Raw genomic sequence first — 16,959 nt, 5'->3', positions numbered from 1 at the left:
GAATTATTTTAATTGGCTTGAGGGGTGCGACATGGGGCGATACTAAACGAGTGTTCAGTAAGGAGGCAATCGGGTAGCTGCAAATATTTTTCGAGGGAGGAATGCCGGCCTGGACATTGCGTCCAGGCGGCGAGAAATCGTCAGTTCAGGGTGTGATCTGGAAGCGCTGGCGGCCGCCAGACTGCAAGCCATCGACCCAGGCCTCGCAGATCTGGACGCCCTGCTCCGGGGTGAAGGTGCCGGGATTAAGCCCCGATTCCAGCCACAAACCGTCGAGCAAGGCGCTCAAGGCAATCGCGGCCAGGTCGGCGTCGAAACGCTTCCAGCCTTCTTCTGCAGCCATGTCCACCAACGCCGAGCGCATGATGGTGCGGTACTCGCCATAGGAATGTTCGTGGGCCTGATTGATCGCCGGGGCCGTCTTGACCGCGCCCCAGAACACCAGCCAGGCATCCAGCAGTTGCGGGTCCAGCAACTCGGGGGAAAACGAGCCGCGAAAGAACGCCGACAGCCGTTCCCGTGGGCTGGGCGGCGCCTTGGCCATGGCATCACGCAGCAGGTCCATCACCTGCCGGGTAATCGAACGATAAGCCTCGGCCACCAGTTCATCCTTGCCCGAATAGTGGTGACTGATCAGCCCCACCGACACCCCGGCCTCGGCGCTGATCTTGCGGATCGACGCGCCCTGGAAGCCATCGCGCTTGAGGCAGGCCAATGTCGCCTGGACCAGATTGGCCTTGCGCAACTCCGGTTCCATGCGGGAGAAACGGGATTCCTGAGTCATGAGGCGGTGTCCTTGGGTTGAGTCGGCTGGACGACTCTACCTCACTCCCGGAACCCCGGCGACACCCGATCCAGCAAGCGCAGCAATGCCGCCCACGCCAACTGCATCGCGTCCAGGTCGGCCAGTTCGCCCTCTTCCAGCGGTCGGCCCGGTTCGTTGAACTGGCGCTCGGTGTATTCGCACACATCCGCAGGCGGCAGGATCAGCGTGCCGCAGGCCTGGGCGGCGATCTGGATATCGCAGGCCTTTTCCAGGTAGTACATGCGCAGGAACGCCTGGCTGACCGTCTCCCCCACCGTCAACAGGCCATGGTTGCGCAGCATCAACACCGGCTTGTCGCCCAGGTCGCGAACCAGTCGCTGCTGCTCGTCCATGTCCAGCGCCACGCCTTCGTAGTCGTGGTAGGCGACCTTGCCGTAGAACTCCATCGAGATCTGGTTCACCGGCAACAGCCCGCATTCCAGTGCCGCCACCGCACAGCCGGCGCGGGTGTGGGTGTGCAGCACGCACTGGGCGTCTTCGCGAGCCCCGTGAATCGCGCTGTGGATCACAAACCCCGCCGGGTTGACGCCATGGGCCGAAGCCTCAACGGCGCGCCCGTCCAGGCCGATTTTCACCAGGCTGGACGCGGTGATCTCCTCGAACATCAGCCCATAAGGGTTGATCAAAAAGTGATGCTCGGGCCCCGGGATGCGCACCGAGATATGGGTGAAAATCAAATCGCTCATACGAAAATGCGCGATCAGCCGGTAGCAGGCGGCAAGCTCTTCGCGCAGGTGTTGTTCGGTGGCCCCAGTCATTTTTATTCTCCAGGCGGGTGGGTGATGTGGCTGACGCTAATCCAGTCCCCAGTAAAAAAACAAGTTGATTTTTTACTGGGGCTGACCTCCTATAGAAAAATAATAACAACAGCGCCTGGAGTATCCGCACCATGTCGCCCCATGCCTTCCCGCATCTTTTTGAACCGTTGACGCTGCGCGGCAAACGCCTGAAAAACCGCATCATGTCCAGCGGGCACGACACCTCGATGCCCACCGACAACCGGGTCAACGAGCAGTTGATCGCCTACCACCGAGCCCGCGCCGAGGGCGGCGTGGGGCTGATTGTGTTGCAGGTGGCCGGGGTGCACGACAGCGCCCGCTACACCTCCCATGTGCTGATGGCCACCGATGACAGCTGCATCGACGGCTACCGCCGACTGGCCGACACCTGCCATGCCCACGGCACCGTGGTGCTGTCGCAGATCTTCCATCCGGGGCGGGAAATCATGGAGTCGGCCGACGGCCTGCTGGCGGTGGCCTACTCGGCGTCCGGGGTGCCCAACGAGCGGTTCCGGGTGATGCCGCGTGCGCTTGACCAGGCGATGATCGACGAGATTGTGGCGGGCTACGGTGCGGCGGCGAGGCGCCTGCATCAGGCGGGGATTGACGGCGTGGAAGTGGTCGCCAGCCATGGTTATCTGCCGGCGCAATTTCTTAATCCACGGGTGAATCGCCGCACCGATGGCTACAACGGCGAGCTTGAACAACGCCTGCGCTTCCTGCGGGAAATCATCGCGGCGGTGCGGGCCGCAACCGACGAACAGTTCATCATCGGCCTGCGCATTTCTGCCGATGAACGCGACCCCGAAGGCTTGACCGAAGAGGACTCCCTGACCGCCGTGCAACAGCTGCAATCCGCGCTGGACTATGTGCACATCGTCGCCGGCACCTCGGCCTCCCTCGGCGGCGCAATCCATATCGTCCCGCCCATGGCCATCGCCCCGGCGTACCTGGCGGCAGAAGCCGCGACGTTCAAGGCCAGCCTGTCGATTCCACTGTTCGTCACCGGCCGCATCAACCAGCCCCAGGAGGCCGAACTGATGCTGCAACGGGGCCAGGCCGATGTGTGCGGCATGACCCGCGCGCTGATCTGCGACCCACGAATGCCGACCAAAACCTCAAGCGGCCATGCCGAGGATGTGCGGGCGTGCATCGCCTGCAATCAGGCGTGTATCGGCCACTTCCACAAGGGCTTGCCCATCTCCTGCATCCAGCACCCGGAGACCGGCCGCGAATTGCAATTCGGCCAGTTGCAACCGGCACTGCAACGCAAGCGGATCATGGTGGTCGGTGGCGGCCCGGCGGGGATGAAAGCGGCTGCGGTGGCGGCGCAACGCGGGCACGAGGTGACCCTGTATGAAGCCAGTGCCCAACTGGGCGGCCAGGTGCTGCTCGCGCAGTTGCTGCCACGGCGCAGCGAGTTCGGCGGCGCCAGTACCAACCTGCAGCGCGAGATGGAACTGGCCCGCGTGCGGGTGATGCGCAACACCCGCGTCGACCGTGGGTTGGTGGAGCGCGAACAACCTGATCGGGTGATTATCGCCACCGGTGCCGAACCCTATTGGCCCGCCTTCGAGCGCGGCGGCGAATTGCAGGTGGTGGATGCCTGGCAAGTGCTGCGCGATGAGGTTCCGCTGGGCCGTTCGGTGGTGGTGGTGGATTGGCGTTGCGACTGGATCGGGCCGGGCATCGCCGAGCGCCTGACCCGCGCCGGCCATCAGGTGCAACTGGCGGTGAACGGCACCCATTGCGGGGAAAACCTGCCGCTGTACGTGCGTGACCAACTGGCCGGTGAACTGCATCGGCTGGGCATCCCGATCATCCCCTACGCCCGGTTGTACGGCTGCGACGACACCACCGTCTACCTGCAACACACCGCCAGCGGCGAGCCGATGTTGCTGGAAAATATCGACACCCTGGTGTTGTGCCAGGGCCACCAGCCGGTGGACACTCTGGGCGCAGAACTGGAAGGCCTGGTGGCGTTCACGCGCATCGGCGATTGCCTGGCGCCGCGTACCGCCGAAGAGGCGATTTATGAAGGATTGAAGGTAGCGTGGGACATTTGAACGACCAACCACCCCAGCTGTTTCTCGGCACGCGCATCCGTGGCTTGCGCAAGGCCCGCGGCATGACCCTCACGGCGCTGGCTGAACTCAGTGAACTGACCGCCGGCTACATCAGCCAATTGGAAAGGAACCTCGCGTACCCGTCGATTCCGGCACTGTTCAATATCGCCCGCAGCCTGGGGGTGACGATACAGTGGTTTTTTGCCAGTGAAACCACCCCGGCAGCGGAGGATGAAGGTTTTGTGGTGCGCAAGAACAATCGGCAGAGCATTCATTACGAAGACGGCATCGTCGACCAGTTGCTGACGCCCCTGCCCAATCATCAATTGGAAATGCTGCATTCGCGCTTTCCTCCGGGCAGCTACAGCCAGCAGAGCTATAGCCATGAGGGTGAAGAAGCGGGTTATGTGCTGAGTGGGAAATTCGAGCTGTGGGTGGGTGAGCGGCACTTCCAGCTGGATGAAGGGGACAGTTTCAGCTTCCCCAGCAGTGAGCCCCATCGGTATGGCAACCCAGGGAAAGTGGATGCGGTAGTGATCTGGGTGATTACGCCGCCGACGTTTTAGACCGCTGGAGCAACTGAGGACGTTTCCTACGATACGTGGAGAATTCTGAATGGGGGCCATCAGTAGTCTGTAAAAACGACTCTTGCTATAAAACCGACTACTTCTTTTCGAGGGTGCCGGTCATGTTTGAGTCGTTTGCGTGGTTCAAGAAACCCACTGAGGAAGATCTGGAAAATATCAGGGCTATCAAGCGATACAAAACCATGAGGATAGTGGGTGACTGGGGCATTGCGGTTGATCCTGAAGAAATTGCCAATTCGCCCGAATTCAAGGAGCACAAGCGCAAGATACGTGAGCTGATATTCAAATAACCCATGGGACTACTACTGATACTGCCATTGCTGGTGAGTGGCTATCTGGTGTGCCTGAAACACCCGGGCCATTACTGCCGCCTTCACCGCTTTGAGGGCCAGTTACTCTATCTACAGGTCGCAAGATTAGGCTGGACCTGCCTCGTACTGTCATTCGTACTGACTACCCTGATTCTTTGCCTGTCGAAACAGCCGCTGCAACTGGCTGGTCAGGCAATCCCAATTGATTACAGTGCTTATCTGGGCAAGCTGCTGGTAGAGCTGGATATTGCCACCGAGAGAAATCATGGCCTCTGGGTATTTTTGCTCCAGGTAGGCCTGACAGCCATGATTATTCCCTACTGCTGGGCCCGATTATTTGTGCGTTGGCGTCTGCGGCGACTGCAACTTGCTTCAGAGGAGGAACTGAACCAGCAATTGATGCTTGAGCTTCTAACGGGCCGCCCCCTCAGAACACTGCTCAGGGAGTCTATTGCGCGCGGCTCTCAATGTATGTTCACGCTGAACGATCGAAACGTTTATGTGGGCGTCGTTTCGTCCATCTGCGAGCCAAATGAGTCCGAAGGTATAGATCACGCCTTCAGTCTGATTCCGACCTGTAGCGGGTATCGAGACAAGGACACCCTGGAAATCGTCCTCAATACTGAATACCCGGATGCGTCAGACGCCATTTCCATCATGCTGCTCCAAGAAGCGGTGGTATCAGCGACCTGCTTTGACCCTGCGACGTGGATGTCTTTCCAATCCCGCACAAGGGCAAAACCCCAGCCTATCCGGAGCTATCGTCGTACGTCGGCACACAAGAAAAAGACCCCAGGCGCCTGTGCCTGAGGCCCTCCTGCCGAGCAGTACAACTTCCAGCCATATCCCGTATCTACCCACCGGTCTCAGTGCACACAAAAACGCAACACTGAACTGCACCGATTGTGATGGCCGCGCCACACTCGGGTTTATATAGTCAGCCCTACTGCAACCCGCCATGAGCCACCCGGCCCATCCCAAGGAAGCGTTCGATGACTGACCTGCACACCCTTACGGCCGCCGAACTGCTGGCGCAATTCGCCAGCCGGCAACTCGCGCCCATCGACTATTACGACCAGCTCCTGGCCCATATCGACCGCTGGGAGCCGCGGATCAACGCGCTCTACGCCTTCGACCCGCAACAGGTACGCCAGCAGGCCCAGGCCTCCACCGAACGCTGGAACAAGGGCCAACCCAACGGCGCTCTCGACGGCATACCGGTGACCCTCAAGGAATTGATCGCCACCGAAGGCGTGCCCATTCCCCTCGGCAGCGCCGCCACCCGCCTGACCCCGGCCCTCAAGGACGCACCACCCGCCGCCCGTATGCGTGAAGCCGGCGCAATCATCCTGGCCAAGACCACCAATCCGGATTTCGGCATGCTGTCTTCCGGGCTGTCGAGCTTCCATGGCGTCACCCGCAACCCCTGGAACACCGCCAACAACACCGGCGGCTCCAGCTCCGGTGCTGCGGCAGCGGCCGCCGCCGGTTACGGCCCGCTGCACGTGGGCACCGACATCGGTGGCTCGGTGCGCCTGCCCGCCGCCTGGTGTGGCCTGGTGGGATTCAAGCCGACCCTGGGGCGCATCCCCATCGACCCGTACTACACCGGCCGCGCCGCCGGCCCCATGACTCGTACCGTCGACGACTGCGTGCTGCTGATGCAACACCTGGCCCGCCCCGATGCCCGCGACGCCACCAGCCTGCCGCCGCTCACCACTGCGTGGAGCAACCAGCCGCTGTCGGTGAAAGGCCTGCGCGTGGGCCTGATGCTCGAGCCCGGGGTGGGCATGCAGCCGGAAGGCTTCGTGTGTGAAGCCGTGGAGCAAGCCGCGCGGCTGTTCGAAGCCCATGGCGCCAAGGTCACGTTGATCCCGCCGATCATGGACCGTGCACAACTCGACGGCCTCGACCACTTCTGGCGCGCCCGTCAGTGGGGCGACCTGTCGGCGTTGAGCAGCGAACAGTTCGACAAGGTCTTGCCGTACATTCGCGACTGGGCCGCGCCGGGCGCCGAAATCAGTGGTGTACAGGCCGTGAAGGGCTTCAACCAGACCTTCGAAATGCGCCGCCGCGCCGCCCAGGTGTTCACCGAACTCGACCTGGTGCTCTCCCCCACCAACCAGGTCAACGCCTTCCCGGCCGAGTGGCCGTCACCGAGCAACGACCCGCAATTGCCGTTCGAGCACATCGTGTTCACGGTGCCCTGGAACATGGGCGAACAACCGGCGCTGTCGATCAACTGCGGTTTCGCCGCCGATGGCATGCCCATCGGCCTGCAGATGATCGCCCCGCGCTTTGCCGATCAATGGCTGCTGCAAATCGCTAAAACCTACGAGAGCTGGCGTGGCGCAATCCACCACTGGCCGAATCCTTCCTGACTTTGACGCTGTAAGAACTGCCCACCCACACGCCAGCTCCGGGCCACACCGGCCGGGAGCTCGGACGACCTATAACTAAAATCGAGGGGCTGGTATGCACACTGAGCAATTGACACGATCCGATCCTGATCACGCACCCGAAACACCGTCCCCGGACGCCGGCAAAAAGAGCATCTTCGCCGTGGTCCTGGGTAACGCCGTGGAGTTTTTCGACTTTGGTGTGTACGCAACCTTTGCGGTGATGATCGGCCACACGTTTTTCCCATCCGACAGCGCCTTCGTCAGCTTGATGCTGTCGGTCACCGCGTTCGGTATCGGCTTTATCGTCAGGCCTTTGGGCGCGGTGTTGATCGGCGCCTACGCCGACCGCGTCGGGCGCAAACCAGCGATGCTGCTGACCCTGGTGATGATGGCAGTGGGCACCGGCAGTATCGCGATACTGCCCGGCTACGAGACCATCGGCATCGCCGCGCCGATCCTGCTGGTGGTCACCCGCATGATCCAGGGCCTGGCCTGGGGCGGTGAAGCCGGCCCCGCCACCACCTACATCCTGGAAGCTGCGCCGCCTCACAAACGCGGGACCTATGCCTGCTGGCAGGTGGTCGCCCAGGGCGTCGCGGCCATGGTGGCCGGGCTGGTGGGTTTCACCCTGACCAAGGTCATGTCCCCGGAAGACCTCAACAGCTGGGGTTGGCGCGTGCCGTTCGTGTTCGGCCTGCTGGTGCTGCCGATCGGCATCTACATCCGCCGCAACCTCGCCGAAACCTTTCACGGCCACGGCGAAAAGACCAGCACCGGCGACCTGGTGCGGGAAGTCTGCGGCAAACACCGGCGGGCACTGGTGCTGGGACTGCTGATCCTTTCCGGCAGCACCATCACCCAATACTTCCTCAACTACATGACCACCTTCGCCCTTACCGAGCTGAAGCTGCCCACCAGCATCTCCATGCTCTCGACCCTGGTGGCCGGTGCCGCCATGGCCGTGTGCGCGGTGGCCGGCGGCATGCTCTGCGACCGCTTCGGGCGCCGGATGATCCTGATGACACCCCGGGTGGTGTTGCTGTTGATCCTGTTCCCGGCCTTGCAACTGATGACCGAGCATCCAAGCCCGGCGACTTTCCTGCTGACCCTCGCAGTACTCTCGGGCCTGCACGGCATGAGCGGCGCGGCGTTGATCGTGCTGCTGGTGGAAAGCTTCCCGAAATCCGTGCGCTCCACCGGTTTCTCCATCGTCTACGCCTTCGGTGTGGCGGCGTTTGGCGGCACCGCGCAAATCATCATCACCTGGCTGATCGGCACCACGGGCGATCCGATGTCGCCGGTCTGGTACCTGCTGATCGCCAACCTGGTATGCCTCACCGCTGCCTGGTTCGCCAAGGAAACCCGCCCGCCGCTGCCCGGCAGCCCGGCCCGCGAAACCCGGCTCACAGAAGCCACGGTTCGCTGATACACGCTTCCCACTGTCCCGCGTCTTTTCGCCACCGACCGGCAGCGCCTGAGGGCCTGCCGGGACGGTCGCCTTACGTCTGATTTGTATGGGGATTTACCATGTATCCACGTCTTTTGCTGGCCGTCACTCTGGCGTCCAGCACCCAGGCTTTTGCCCAGGACAACGCTCAAGCCAGCGCACCGGGCTTCCTCGAAGGCAGCACCCTGGACCTGAACCTGCGTCACTACTATTCCAACCAGCACACCCAACGCACCACTCACCTGAGCATCAAGAAAGCCGGCGGCATCGAGCCCACCCGCGTGCGGGAAACCTGGGTACAGACCAGCATGCTCAAGTACAGCTCCGGCTATACCCAGGGCCTGATTGGTGTGGGGGTGGACGCGGGGATCTTCAGCGCGGTCAACCTGGAACGCGGCCACGGCAAGGTGGCCAATGGCGGCGACCGGGTGCTGGTGGACGGTGACGGCGACGCGATTCCTACCTGGAGCCGCCTGGGCGTGGGCGATGTGCGTTTTCGCCTGTCGAGCACCGAGATCAAGGCCGGCCGGCTGATGACCGACAACCCGATCCTGCGCTACAAGGACAACCGCGCCCTGCCCTCCAGCTTCCAGGGCGTGGGCCTGTTCAGCAACGAATTCGACTGGCTGTCGGTGCAGGGTGGCAGCTTCGAACGGGCGATCCCCCGCACCGGCACAGGCGCCGAAAAACTCACCACCACCTTCGGCAACCGCGCCTACACCGGTGCGCGCATCAGTTACCTGGGGGCCACGGTCAAGCCGGGTTACGGGCTGGAAGCCAGCGTCTACGCCTCACGCTTCGAAGACATGTGGGACCAGACCTACGTCGGCCTGACCCACCGTATCGGCGACAAAAGCGACGTGGCCCTGAAGACCGCCTTCAACTACTACCACACCAGCGATTCGGGCGACAAAAACCTCGGTTACATCGACAACAACGCCGCCAGCCTGGCCTTCACCGCCACGCACCTGGCCCACAGCCTGACCCTGGCCTGGCAGCAAGTGTTCGGCAACGAGTACTTCGACTACGTATGGGAGTCCACCGGCAACTACATGGCCAACTCGCTGTACTCGGACTACAACGGCCCCAACGAAAAATCCTGGCAACTGCGCTACGACCTGGACTTCGCCGCCTACGGCGTGCCCGGCCTCACCGCCAGCCTGTGGCACGCCAAGGGCTGGGACATCGACGGCACCCACTACGACGGCGACCGCAACGGCCACAACACCGGCTACAACGTGCGCAGCCTGGATGGCGCCAAGCACAACGAAAACGGCTTGATGCTGGCGTACGTGATCCAGTCGGGCACCCTCAAGAACACCGTGCTGCGCACCATCGTTTACAACCACCGCGCCAGCGGCGGGCAGATCGACGGCAGCTACGACGAGTTCCGCCTGGTCGCCAACGTGCCGATCAATATCTTCTGAGGCTCAGTTCAACGAACAACGCTGCATCGCCCCCGCCAGCATCTCCTGGCACTTGAGCACCGCCACCGAACGGGGGCGGTTGCGGTATACGCAGAGGTCGATGCGGATGCGGCCGAGGTCTTCATCGGCGATCGGCACGGCGACCAGGCCGTCACCCAGGTCCCGCACGTCTGCCTCTACCTGGGGCAAAATCAGCACGGCTGCCCGTTGTCGGGCCAGGCTCTTCTGCACTTCCAGGGAGCTGGTGGTGAACACTGGCTCGAGGGTCACTCCGCGTTTTTTCGCGGCCACTTCCAGGGCCTGGCGCACGCCGTAGGCCGAGTCGGGAATCGCCAGGGGCTGGCCTTCCAGTTCGCTCAATTCGATGCTTTCGCGCTGGGCGAAGGGGTGTTCGGCGCTGACCAGTACCCGGTGCCATAACTGGCAGTGGGCGGTGACTTCGACGTCGGCGCGCTCTTGCAGGTAGAAGGCCAGGCCCAGGTCGGCTTCGCCGCTGCACAGGGCGTCGAGGGTGGCGGAGGCGCTGGCGATCACGATGTTGAAGGTGACTTTGGGGTGAGCGCGGTAGAAGGTGGCGAGTACCGGGGCGAGCACGGTGGAAACGATACTTTCTGACACATGGATGCTGATGTTACCGGCCACCTGGCTTTGGCGGCTGGCGATGACCTCGCGTACCTGGTCGAGGCCGCGCAGGGTTGAGGTGACTTGTTCGGCGAGGCATTCGCCCTCGGCGGTGAGGCGGATGCCTCGGGGGCCGCGCTCAATCAGGGCGGCGCCGAAGAAGTGTTCCAGGTGTTCGATCTGGCGGCTTACGGCGGTTGGGGTGACGTATAGACGCTCCGCCGCTTTACGCAACGAAGCGCAGCGGGCGACCTCGTGGAAATAGCGCAAGGCGCGTAGTTGCATGGCGGGGTGCTCCTTTTTTGGGGGCTGGGGGTGGGGGGCAGGCAATTACTGCGCCATGCATGTGTACATATCCGTTTCTTCGGTAACGGCCGCCTATGGTTTCGCTCTTACAGCGAGTCACTTTGCAAAAGCGGCAAAGTAACCAAAACGCTCTGCCCCGCCTGTCGGCACCTCGCCTAGGCTCGGTGTTCCCTCACTCCGGGCTGAGTGGGGCAGTCAGATCAAGAGCAAGATCAAGATCAACAGCACGGCGGCCTGAAAGCCGACCTGAGTGGTAAAAGCAAAGGCAAAAGCCGCTTTTCTGTAGGAGCTGGCTTGCCTGCGATGCAGACAACTCGGAACATCAGATACACCGAGGTGATGCCATCGCAGGCAAACCAGCTCCTACAGTGGACCGTGCCCGCTTTGGATTTTGATGTTGCCTTTGCTTCACCACACTCAAGCCGGCCTGTAGGCCGCTGTGCACTTGATCTGCTTTTGATCTTGATCTTAGGCGCCCCGTTAAACCACGCTGGCACACCGAGCCCTAGCGAGGTGCCGAGTGGTGGGGCAAGAGCGTTTTGCTTACTTTTGCGCTCTTCAAAAGTGAGCCGCTGTAAGAGCGGAACCAATACCAGCCATCACCTAAATAACGGATATACACACCCACCCCATTTACGACCCATCCAAACCAAAAACGACCCCCTCCGTTGACGCCCCACCCCAAACCCCTATTAAGTACTATTAATGCGCATTAATAGGATCAATCAACCGCCATGCTAAGCCGCCCGTTGCGCCGCAAACGCCAGAAGCTCTCCGACGTGATCGTCGAGTCGGTCAAGCGCTCCATCGTCACCGATGCCCTCAAACCCGGCGACCGCTTGCCCACCGAACGCGAGCTGATGGAAAGCTTCCAGTGCTCCAAAGGCTCCGCCCGCGAAGCCCTCAAGGCCCTGGAAGTCGAAGGCCTGGTCAACACCCGCACCGGCCCCAGCGGCGGCGCCTACCTCAACCAGGCCGGCACCGAACCCGCCAGCCGCGCCCTGCGCAACTACCTGCACTTCCAGCACCTGGACGGCGAACAGGTCTACCAACTGCGCAAGGTCATCGAAGTCGAACTCGCCGTCTCCGTGCTGGGCCGCCTGAGCGAAGACGACTACCGCGCCCTTCAGGACAACGTCGACTTTTGCAGCGCCCCCGAAGACAGCGAAGCCGGCCAACGCGAACAACGCATCGCCGAACTGGAATTCCACAACCTGCTGGCCAAGGCCTGCCCCAACCCGCTGCTGAGCTTCATGGCGCAATTCCTCAACGACTTGTTGCGCGACCTGGTTGTCCTGAAAAAAGCCTACAAACCCAAGCGCAAACAATTCGACGCCGCCAACCTCGACTACCACAAGCAACTGCTGATCGCCTTCCGCGCCGAGGATGAAGCCAGCGTGCGCAGTCTGATGCACGAACACATGTGCGACGCCGAACACCACATGACCGCACTGGAAGGTGAAGTCAGCCCGCACTTTCTACTGGAGTTCGATCACACCCACTGACACCCCCAAAAATCCAAATAAAAGGCCTGCCCACAGGCCGTGCTCCACCGTATCGCCATTGCCACTCCTGCCAATAACTAATCCAGGGAGTCACCCCATGCAGCGTCGTACGTTGTTGAAAGCCAGTCTCACCGCCGCAGCCGCCCTCAGCCTTCCGCTGGGTGTGCGCTCGGCATTCGCCGCCGAGCCCTTTACCTTTTACGGCCTCAAGTCCATGTCTGGCGCCTTTGCCAGCTATGGCAAATTTGCCGACATGGGTTCACGCCTCGCGGTGGAACAACACCCCGAGGTGCTCGGTCGCCCGCTGAACTACAAGGTGATCGACACCGAAGGCAACGCCGGCAAGGCGGTGCGCAAGGTCCAGGAAGCGATCCAGCAGGACGGCGCACGCTTCTTCCAGGGCTGCACCTTGTCGTCTTCGGCACTCGCCGTCGCCAAGGAAGTGAGCAAGGCCGGCGGCGTGTTCATGACCCCGGTGGGCGCCGATGAAGTCACTGGCAAGGACTGCAACAGCGCCACCTTCCGCTGGTCGGTACCTACCTACGGTGCGATTCGCGAAACCCTCGTGCCGCTGATCAAATTGCTGCCCGACGCCAAGCGCTGGTACACCATCACTCCGCAATACGTGTTCGGCGAAGCCTTGCTAGAGGGCGCCAAATCGGTGCTGGCCGAACATGGCCTGGAGCACGCCGGCAACAGCTACCACTCGCTGCAGGAACAGGAATTTTCCGGCTACCTGACCAATGCCATCGCTGCCAAACCCGACGTGCTGGTGCTGCTGAACTTCGGCAGCCAGTCGTCCAACACCCTGCGCCAGGCGGTGAACTTCGGCATCAAGGAGCGCATGAAAGTGCTGCTGGTGTGGTCCGCCGGCCTCGATCAGTTCCAGGAGCTGGGCAGCGATGTGCTGGAAGGCGTGTACCTCGGCGCGCAGTATTGGCATCAGGTCGACACCCCGCTCAACCGCGACCTGGTGAAACTGACCAAGGCCAAGTACGGAATCAACCCCACCTACCCGCTGGCCGCTGACTACATCAGCACCAAGGTCATGCTCGAAACCATCATCTCCACCGGCAGCTTCGACGGACCGACCGTAGCCAAGGCCATGCAGGGCCTGAGCTACGAAGGCCCCACCGGCAAGGAATCGATCCGCGCCGGCGACCATCAGGTAATCAAGGATTACTACCTGCTGGTGGGCAAGGCCGCGGGCGACATGGCCGACAAGGACGACCTGGCCAAGGTGCTCAGCTCCGGCCAGTCGTTCCCGCCGGTGGAAGCCACGGGCTGTGTGCTCGGCTGATCCGCTGAAAATCTACTGGTGACACTGCGCAGGGTCGCTCACGCGGCCGCCTGCCGAGGGTTCCTGCATGCTTAATCTTTACCTGTTCCAGATTCTCAACGGCCTGGGCCTTGGGATGATCTACTTCCTGATCGCGGTCGGCTTGACGATCATTTTCGGCCTGCTGAACTTCGTCAATTTCGCCCACGGTGCGTTCTTTTTACTGGGGGCCTACATCTGCTACACCGCCGTCAGCCTCACCGGCAGTTTCTGGCTGGCACTGCTGATCGCACCACTGGTGGTGGCCGCGCTGGCCTGGGTGATCGAGCGATTATTGATCCAGCGGATTTATCACTTGCCGCACATGTTCCAGATCCTGGTGACCCTGGGGATCGCCCTGATCATCCAGGAAGCCAGCGTGATGATCTGGGGCCCGGTGGGCAAAAGCGTCGCCGTGCCGGAGTTGCTGCGCGGGGTGCTGGTGGTGGGTGATTTCGTCTACCCCTACTACCGCCTGTTCCTGATCGTATTCTCCGGCCTCGTCGGCCTCGGCCTATGGCTGCTGCTGGAGCGCACGCGCTTCGGTGCCCTGGTGCGGGCCGGCAGTGAAAGCACTGAAACCGTGTCCCTGCTGGGCACCAACATCTTTCGCCTGTTCTCCATGACCTTTGCCCTCGGCGTGGCCCTGGCCGGCGTCGCCGGTGTGCTGTTCGCCCCGTTGCGCGGTGCCCAACCCTTTGTCGGTCCGGAAATCCTTGGCGTGGCCTTCGTGGTGGTGGTGATCGGCGGCATGGGTTCCTTCAGCGGTGCACTGGTCGGCGGCCTGCTGGTCGGCGTGGTGCAAAGCCTGATGACCACACTCTGGCCCCAGGGCGCGAGCCTGATGATCTACGGTGCGATGGCCGTGGTGATCCTGGTGCGTCCTTACGGCCTGTTCGGGAGAGCCTGACATGAGCGAGAAAAATCCCCTGCCGTTCGCCAAGACCCAGTCGCGCTACATGCTGCTGTTGGTGCTGGCGGTATTGATCGGCCTGCCGTTGATTCTGCCCTCGGCGACCCTGGCCACCGAGATCCTGATCTTTGCCATGGCCGCCCTCGCCTGCAACCTGTTGCTGGGTTACACCGGGCTGCTGTCATTCGGCCAAGGCATCTTCTTCGGGGCCGGCGCCTACTGCGCCGCGTTGTTGATGATTCATCTGCAACTCGGCTTGTTCAGCGCACTGCTGGGCGCCGCCGTCGCCGGTGGTTTCCTGGCGTTTCTGGTGGGCGCCCTGGCGATCCGCCGAACCGGCATTTACTTCGTGATGCTGACCCTGGCCTTCAGCCAGATGGCCTACTTCGTCGCCTACACCCTGAGCGACTGGACCGGCGGCGACAACGGCCTGCTCAGCGTGCCGCGCCCGGAAATCCGCATCGGTGACACGGTGCTGTTGTCCCTTACCGATGCCCGCGCGTTTTATGGTTTTGTCGCGGTGCTGTTCCTGCTGATCTTCATCGGCGCCCGCCGGGTGATCGCCTCGCCATTCGGCAGCACGCTGATGGCGATCCGCGAAAACGAAACCCGCGCTTCCGCCATCGGCTACGACACCCGTCACTTCAAGATCCTGGTGTTCGTGTTGTCCGGCGCCGTCACCGGGATCGCCGGGGCGCTGTACGCGATGCTGCTGCACTTTGTGCCGCTGTCGAATATCGACCTGGCGATGTCCGAGAACATCCTGATCATGACCATCGTCGGCGGTACCGGCTCGCTGTTCGGCTCCTTGCTCGGCGCCGGTTCCATCGTGCTGCTGGGGGACTTCCTCTCCGACCTGTGGCCGCGCTGGCTGATGCTGCTGGGGGTGATTCTGATCCTGGTGGTGATCTTCATGCGCGGCGGGTTGTGGGGCGGGTTGTCGACGCTGTTCGAACGTGTGCGCGGCAGCCGCAAGGCCGACGTTGTGACCAAGGAGAAGCTGTCATGAGCATCCTGTTGGAAACCAAGAACCTGGAACTGGCCTACGGTGCGTTCCACGCGGTGAACGGCGTCAACCTCAAGGTACAAGCCGGCACCATCCACACCATCATCGGACCCAACGGCGCCGGCAAGACCAGCCTGTTCCACTGCCTGACCGGCGAACGCCAGGCCACCGCCGGGGCGATTCATTTCGATGGCAAGAACCTGATGCGCAAGCCGGCCCACGGTCGCGTCGGCCTGGGCATGGCCCGTTCGTTCCAGCTCACCAGCCTGTTCCAGAACCTCAGCGTGCGCGAGAACCTGCGCCTGGCCGCCCAGGGCCGCGACGGCGCCCGCGCCCTGAACTTCTGGCGCCGGGTCGACAGCAAGCGCGAACACCTGGAGATGGCCGACCAGGTACTGGAACGCCTGCAACTCACCGCCCGCGCCGACACCCTGGCCGGCGAGCTGTCCCACGGCCAGCAGCGGGTGCTGGAAGTCGGTATGTCGATCTGTTCCAAACCCAAGCTGCTGATGCTCGACGAGCCGACCTCGGGCATGGGCATCGACGACATTCCGATCATGACCCAACTGATCAGCGACCTCGGCCGCGACCACACGGTGCTGTTGATCGAGCACAACATGAGCATCGTCATGTCCATCAGCCAACGCATCACCGTGATGAGCCACGGCCAGATCCTGGTGGAAGGCACACCGGAATTCGTGCGCGCCGACGAGCGCGTGCGCACCGCCTATTTGGGAGAAGCTGCCTGATGCTGACCGTCGACAATATCCATTCCTACTACGACAAGAGCCACGTCCTTGAAGGCGTGTCCCTGACCGTCAACCCCGGCGAACTGGTGACCCTGCTGGGCCGCAACGGCGCCGGCAAGACCACGACCTTGCGCAGCATCCTCGGGATCATCTGCCCGCGCCAGGGCCAGATTCACTTCAACGGCCAGCCGCTGGTGGGGCAGAAAATCTTCGAAATCGCGCGCCAGGGCCTGGCGCTGGTGCCGGAGAACCGCGGGATCTTCCGCCTGCTCACCGTCGAGGAAAACCTGCGCATCGCGGTGCGCAAGACCAGCCGCTGGCAGATGGAAGACGTGTACGGCATGTTCCCGCGCCTCAAGGAGCGCCGCAAAAACGCCGGCCACGCGCTGTCGGGCGGTGAGCAACAGATGCTCGCCATCGCCCGCGCCCTGCTCAACGATCCCAAGCTGCTGATCCTTGATGAGCCTACCGAAGGCCTAGCGCCGGTGATCGTCGACGAGCTGGTGAAGATCCTGCGCAAGGTCAAGGAAGACGGCCTGCCGGTGCTGCTGGTGGAACAGAACCTGATGGTCTGCGACAAGCTCGCCGACCGTCATTACGTCCTCGAACAGGGCCGCGTGGTGTACGAAGGCAGTGCCGAAGCCTTCCGCGCCGACCCGACGATCAAGAACCGTTACCTGGCCCTGAGTGCCTGAC

The 16,959-nt window shown here is 62.3% G+C and carries 16 protein-coding genes; 13 read left to right on the top strand and 3 right to left on the bottom strand.

All coding sequences use genetic code 11. The annotated features are described in order from the left end of the window. Window positions 1-145: 145 nt before the first annotated feature. Window positions 146-784: a TetR family transcriptional regulator C-terminal domain-containing protein gene (locus tag V3W39_RS26215; RefSeq protein ID WP_330213645.1), complete on the bottom strand. Its 639-nt coding sequence runs from the start codon at window positions 782-784 to the stop codon at window positions 146-148. A 41-nt stretch (window positions 785-825) separates the two neighbouring features. Further along, complete coding sequence (locus V3W39_RS26210) at window positions 826-1,584, bottom strand: class II aldolase/adducin family protein (protein WP_330213644.1); 759 nt, start codon at window positions 1,582-1,584, stop codon at window positions 826-828. A gap of 131 nt (window positions 1,585-1,715) precedes the next feature. Between V3W39_RS26210 and V3W39_RS26205 the strand changes: the two genes are divergently transcribed. The 7 genes from V3W39_RS26205 to V3W39_RS26175 all read left to right on the top strand — a co-directional run bounded on the left by V3W39_RS26205 (window position 1,716) and on the right by V3W39_RS26175 (window position 9,845). Next, entirely contained in the window at window positions 1,716-3,671 is a 1,956-nt protein-coding gene (locus V3W39_RS26205; protein ID WP_259197586.1) for an oxidoreductase, read from the top strand. Then, window positions 3,647-4,237 carry a helix-turn-helix domain-containing protein gene (locus V3W39_RS26200; RefSeq protein ID WP_177047515.1) on the top strand — a complete coding sequence of 197 codons (591 nt, stop codon included), beginning with the start codon at window positions 3,647-3,649 and terminating at the stop codon, window positions 4,235-4,237. Before V3W39_RS26205 ends, V3W39_RS26200 begins: the two co-directional genes overlap by 25 nt. 122 nt (window positions 4,238-4,359) lie before the next feature. Continuing rightward, complete coding sequence (locus tag V3W39_RS26195; protein WP_177047505.1) at window positions 4,360-4,548, top strand: hypothetical protein; 189 nt, start codon at window positions 4,360-4,362, stop codon at window positions 4,546-4,548. Between the two features lie 3 nt (window positions 4,549-4,551). Next, window positions 4,552-5,379, top strand: a complete 828-nt coding sequence (locus V3W39_RS26190) for a hypothetical protein (protein ID WP_330213643.1) — start codon at window positions 4,552-4,554, stop codon at window positions 5,377-5,379. A gap of 182 nt (window positions 5,380-5,561) precedes the next feature. Next, window positions 5,562-6,950 carry an amidase gene (locus V3W39_RS26185; RefSeq protein WP_177121968.1) on the top strand — a complete coding sequence of 463 codons (1,389 nt, stop codon included), beginning with the start codon at window positions 5,562-5,564 and terminating at the stop codon, window positions 6,948-6,950. Between the two features lie 94 nt (window positions 6,951-7,044). Beyond that, on the top strand, window positions 7,045-8,397 hold the full coding sequence (locus V3W39_RS26180) for a citrate-proton symporter (protein WP_256348185.1): 1,353 nt from the start codon (window positions 7,045-7,047) through the stop codon (window positions 8,395-8,397). A gap of 101 nt (window positions 8,398-8,498) precedes the next feature. Next, complete coding sequence (locus tag V3W39_RS26175; protein WP_177047510.1) at window positions 8,499-9,845, top strand: OprD family outer membrane porin; 1,347 nt, start codon at window positions 8,499-8,501, stop codon at window positions 9,843-9,845. Window positions 9,846-9,848: 3 nt separating this feature from the next. On the opposite strand, the gene V3W39_RS26170 is transcribed toward V3W39_RS26175, so the two are convergent. Beyond that, window positions 9,849-10,751, bottom strand: coding sequence for a LysR family transcriptional regulator (locus V3W39_RS26170; protein ID WP_017475444.1), 903 nt, complete (start codon window positions 10,749-10,751; stop codon window positions 9,849-9,851). A gap of 755 nt (window positions 10,752-11,506) precedes the next feature. On the opposite strand from V3W39_RS26170, the gene V3W39_RS26165 reads away from it, so the two are divergent. From V3W39_RS26165 to V3W39_RS26140, 6 genes are all read left to right on the top strand, one after another. Next, window positions 11,507-12,277 carry a FadR/GntR family transcriptional regulator gene (locus V3W39_RS26165; RefSeq protein ID WP_177079641.1) on the top strand — a complete coding sequence of 257 codons (771 nt, stop codon included), beginning with the start codon at window positions 11,507-11,509 and terminating at the stop codon, window positions 12,275-12,277. Between the two features lie 97 nt (window positions 12,278-12,374). After that, window positions 12,375-13,577: an ABC transporter substrate-binding protein gene (locus V3W39_RS26160; RefSeq protein ID WP_330213642.1), complete on the top strand. Its 1,203-nt coding sequence runs from the start codon at window positions 12,375-12,377 to the stop codon at window positions 13,575-13,577. Window positions 13,578-13,644: 67 nt separating this feature from the next. Then, a complete protein-coding gene (locus V3W39_RS26155) occupies window positions 13,645-14,505 on the top strand; it encodes a branched-chain amino acid ABC transporter permease (protein WP_003215751.1) in 861 nt (286 codons plus the stop codon). 1 nt (window position 14,506) lies between these two features. Further along, window positions 14,507-15,517: a branched-chain amino acid ABC transporter permease gene (locus V3W39_RS26150; protein ID WP_177045853.1), complete on the top strand. Its 1,011-nt coding sequence runs from the start codon at window positions 14,507-14,509 to the stop codon at window positions 15,515-15,517. Beyond that, window positions 15,514-16,263, top strand: a complete 750-nt coding sequence (locus V3W39_RS26145; RefSeq protein ID WP_010175101.1) for an ABC transporter ATP-binding protein — start codon at window positions 15,514-15,516, stop codon at window positions 16,261-16,263. Before V3W39_RS26150 ends, V3W39_RS26145 begins: the two co-directional genes overlap by 4 nt. Continuing rightward, on the top strand, window positions 16,263-16,958 hold the full coding sequence (locus V3W39_RS26140; RefSeq protein WP_008430585.1) for an ABC transporter ATP-binding protein: 696 nt from the start codon (window positions 16,263-16,265) through the stop codon (window positions 16,956-16,958). Before V3W39_RS26145 ends, V3W39_RS26140 begins: the two co-directional genes overlap by 1 nt. Window position 16,959: the final 1 nt, after the last annotated feature.

It is taken from the genome of Pseudomonas sp. Z18(2022) (assembly GCF_036346535.1).
Lineage (GTDB): Bacteria > Pseudomonadota > Gammaproteobacteria > Pseudomonadales > Pseudomonadaceae > Aquipseudomonas > Aquipseudomonas yamanorum_A.
Note: the sequence above shows the minus strand (reverse complement) of the source record. Positions and strands in the feature narration are given on the sequence as shown.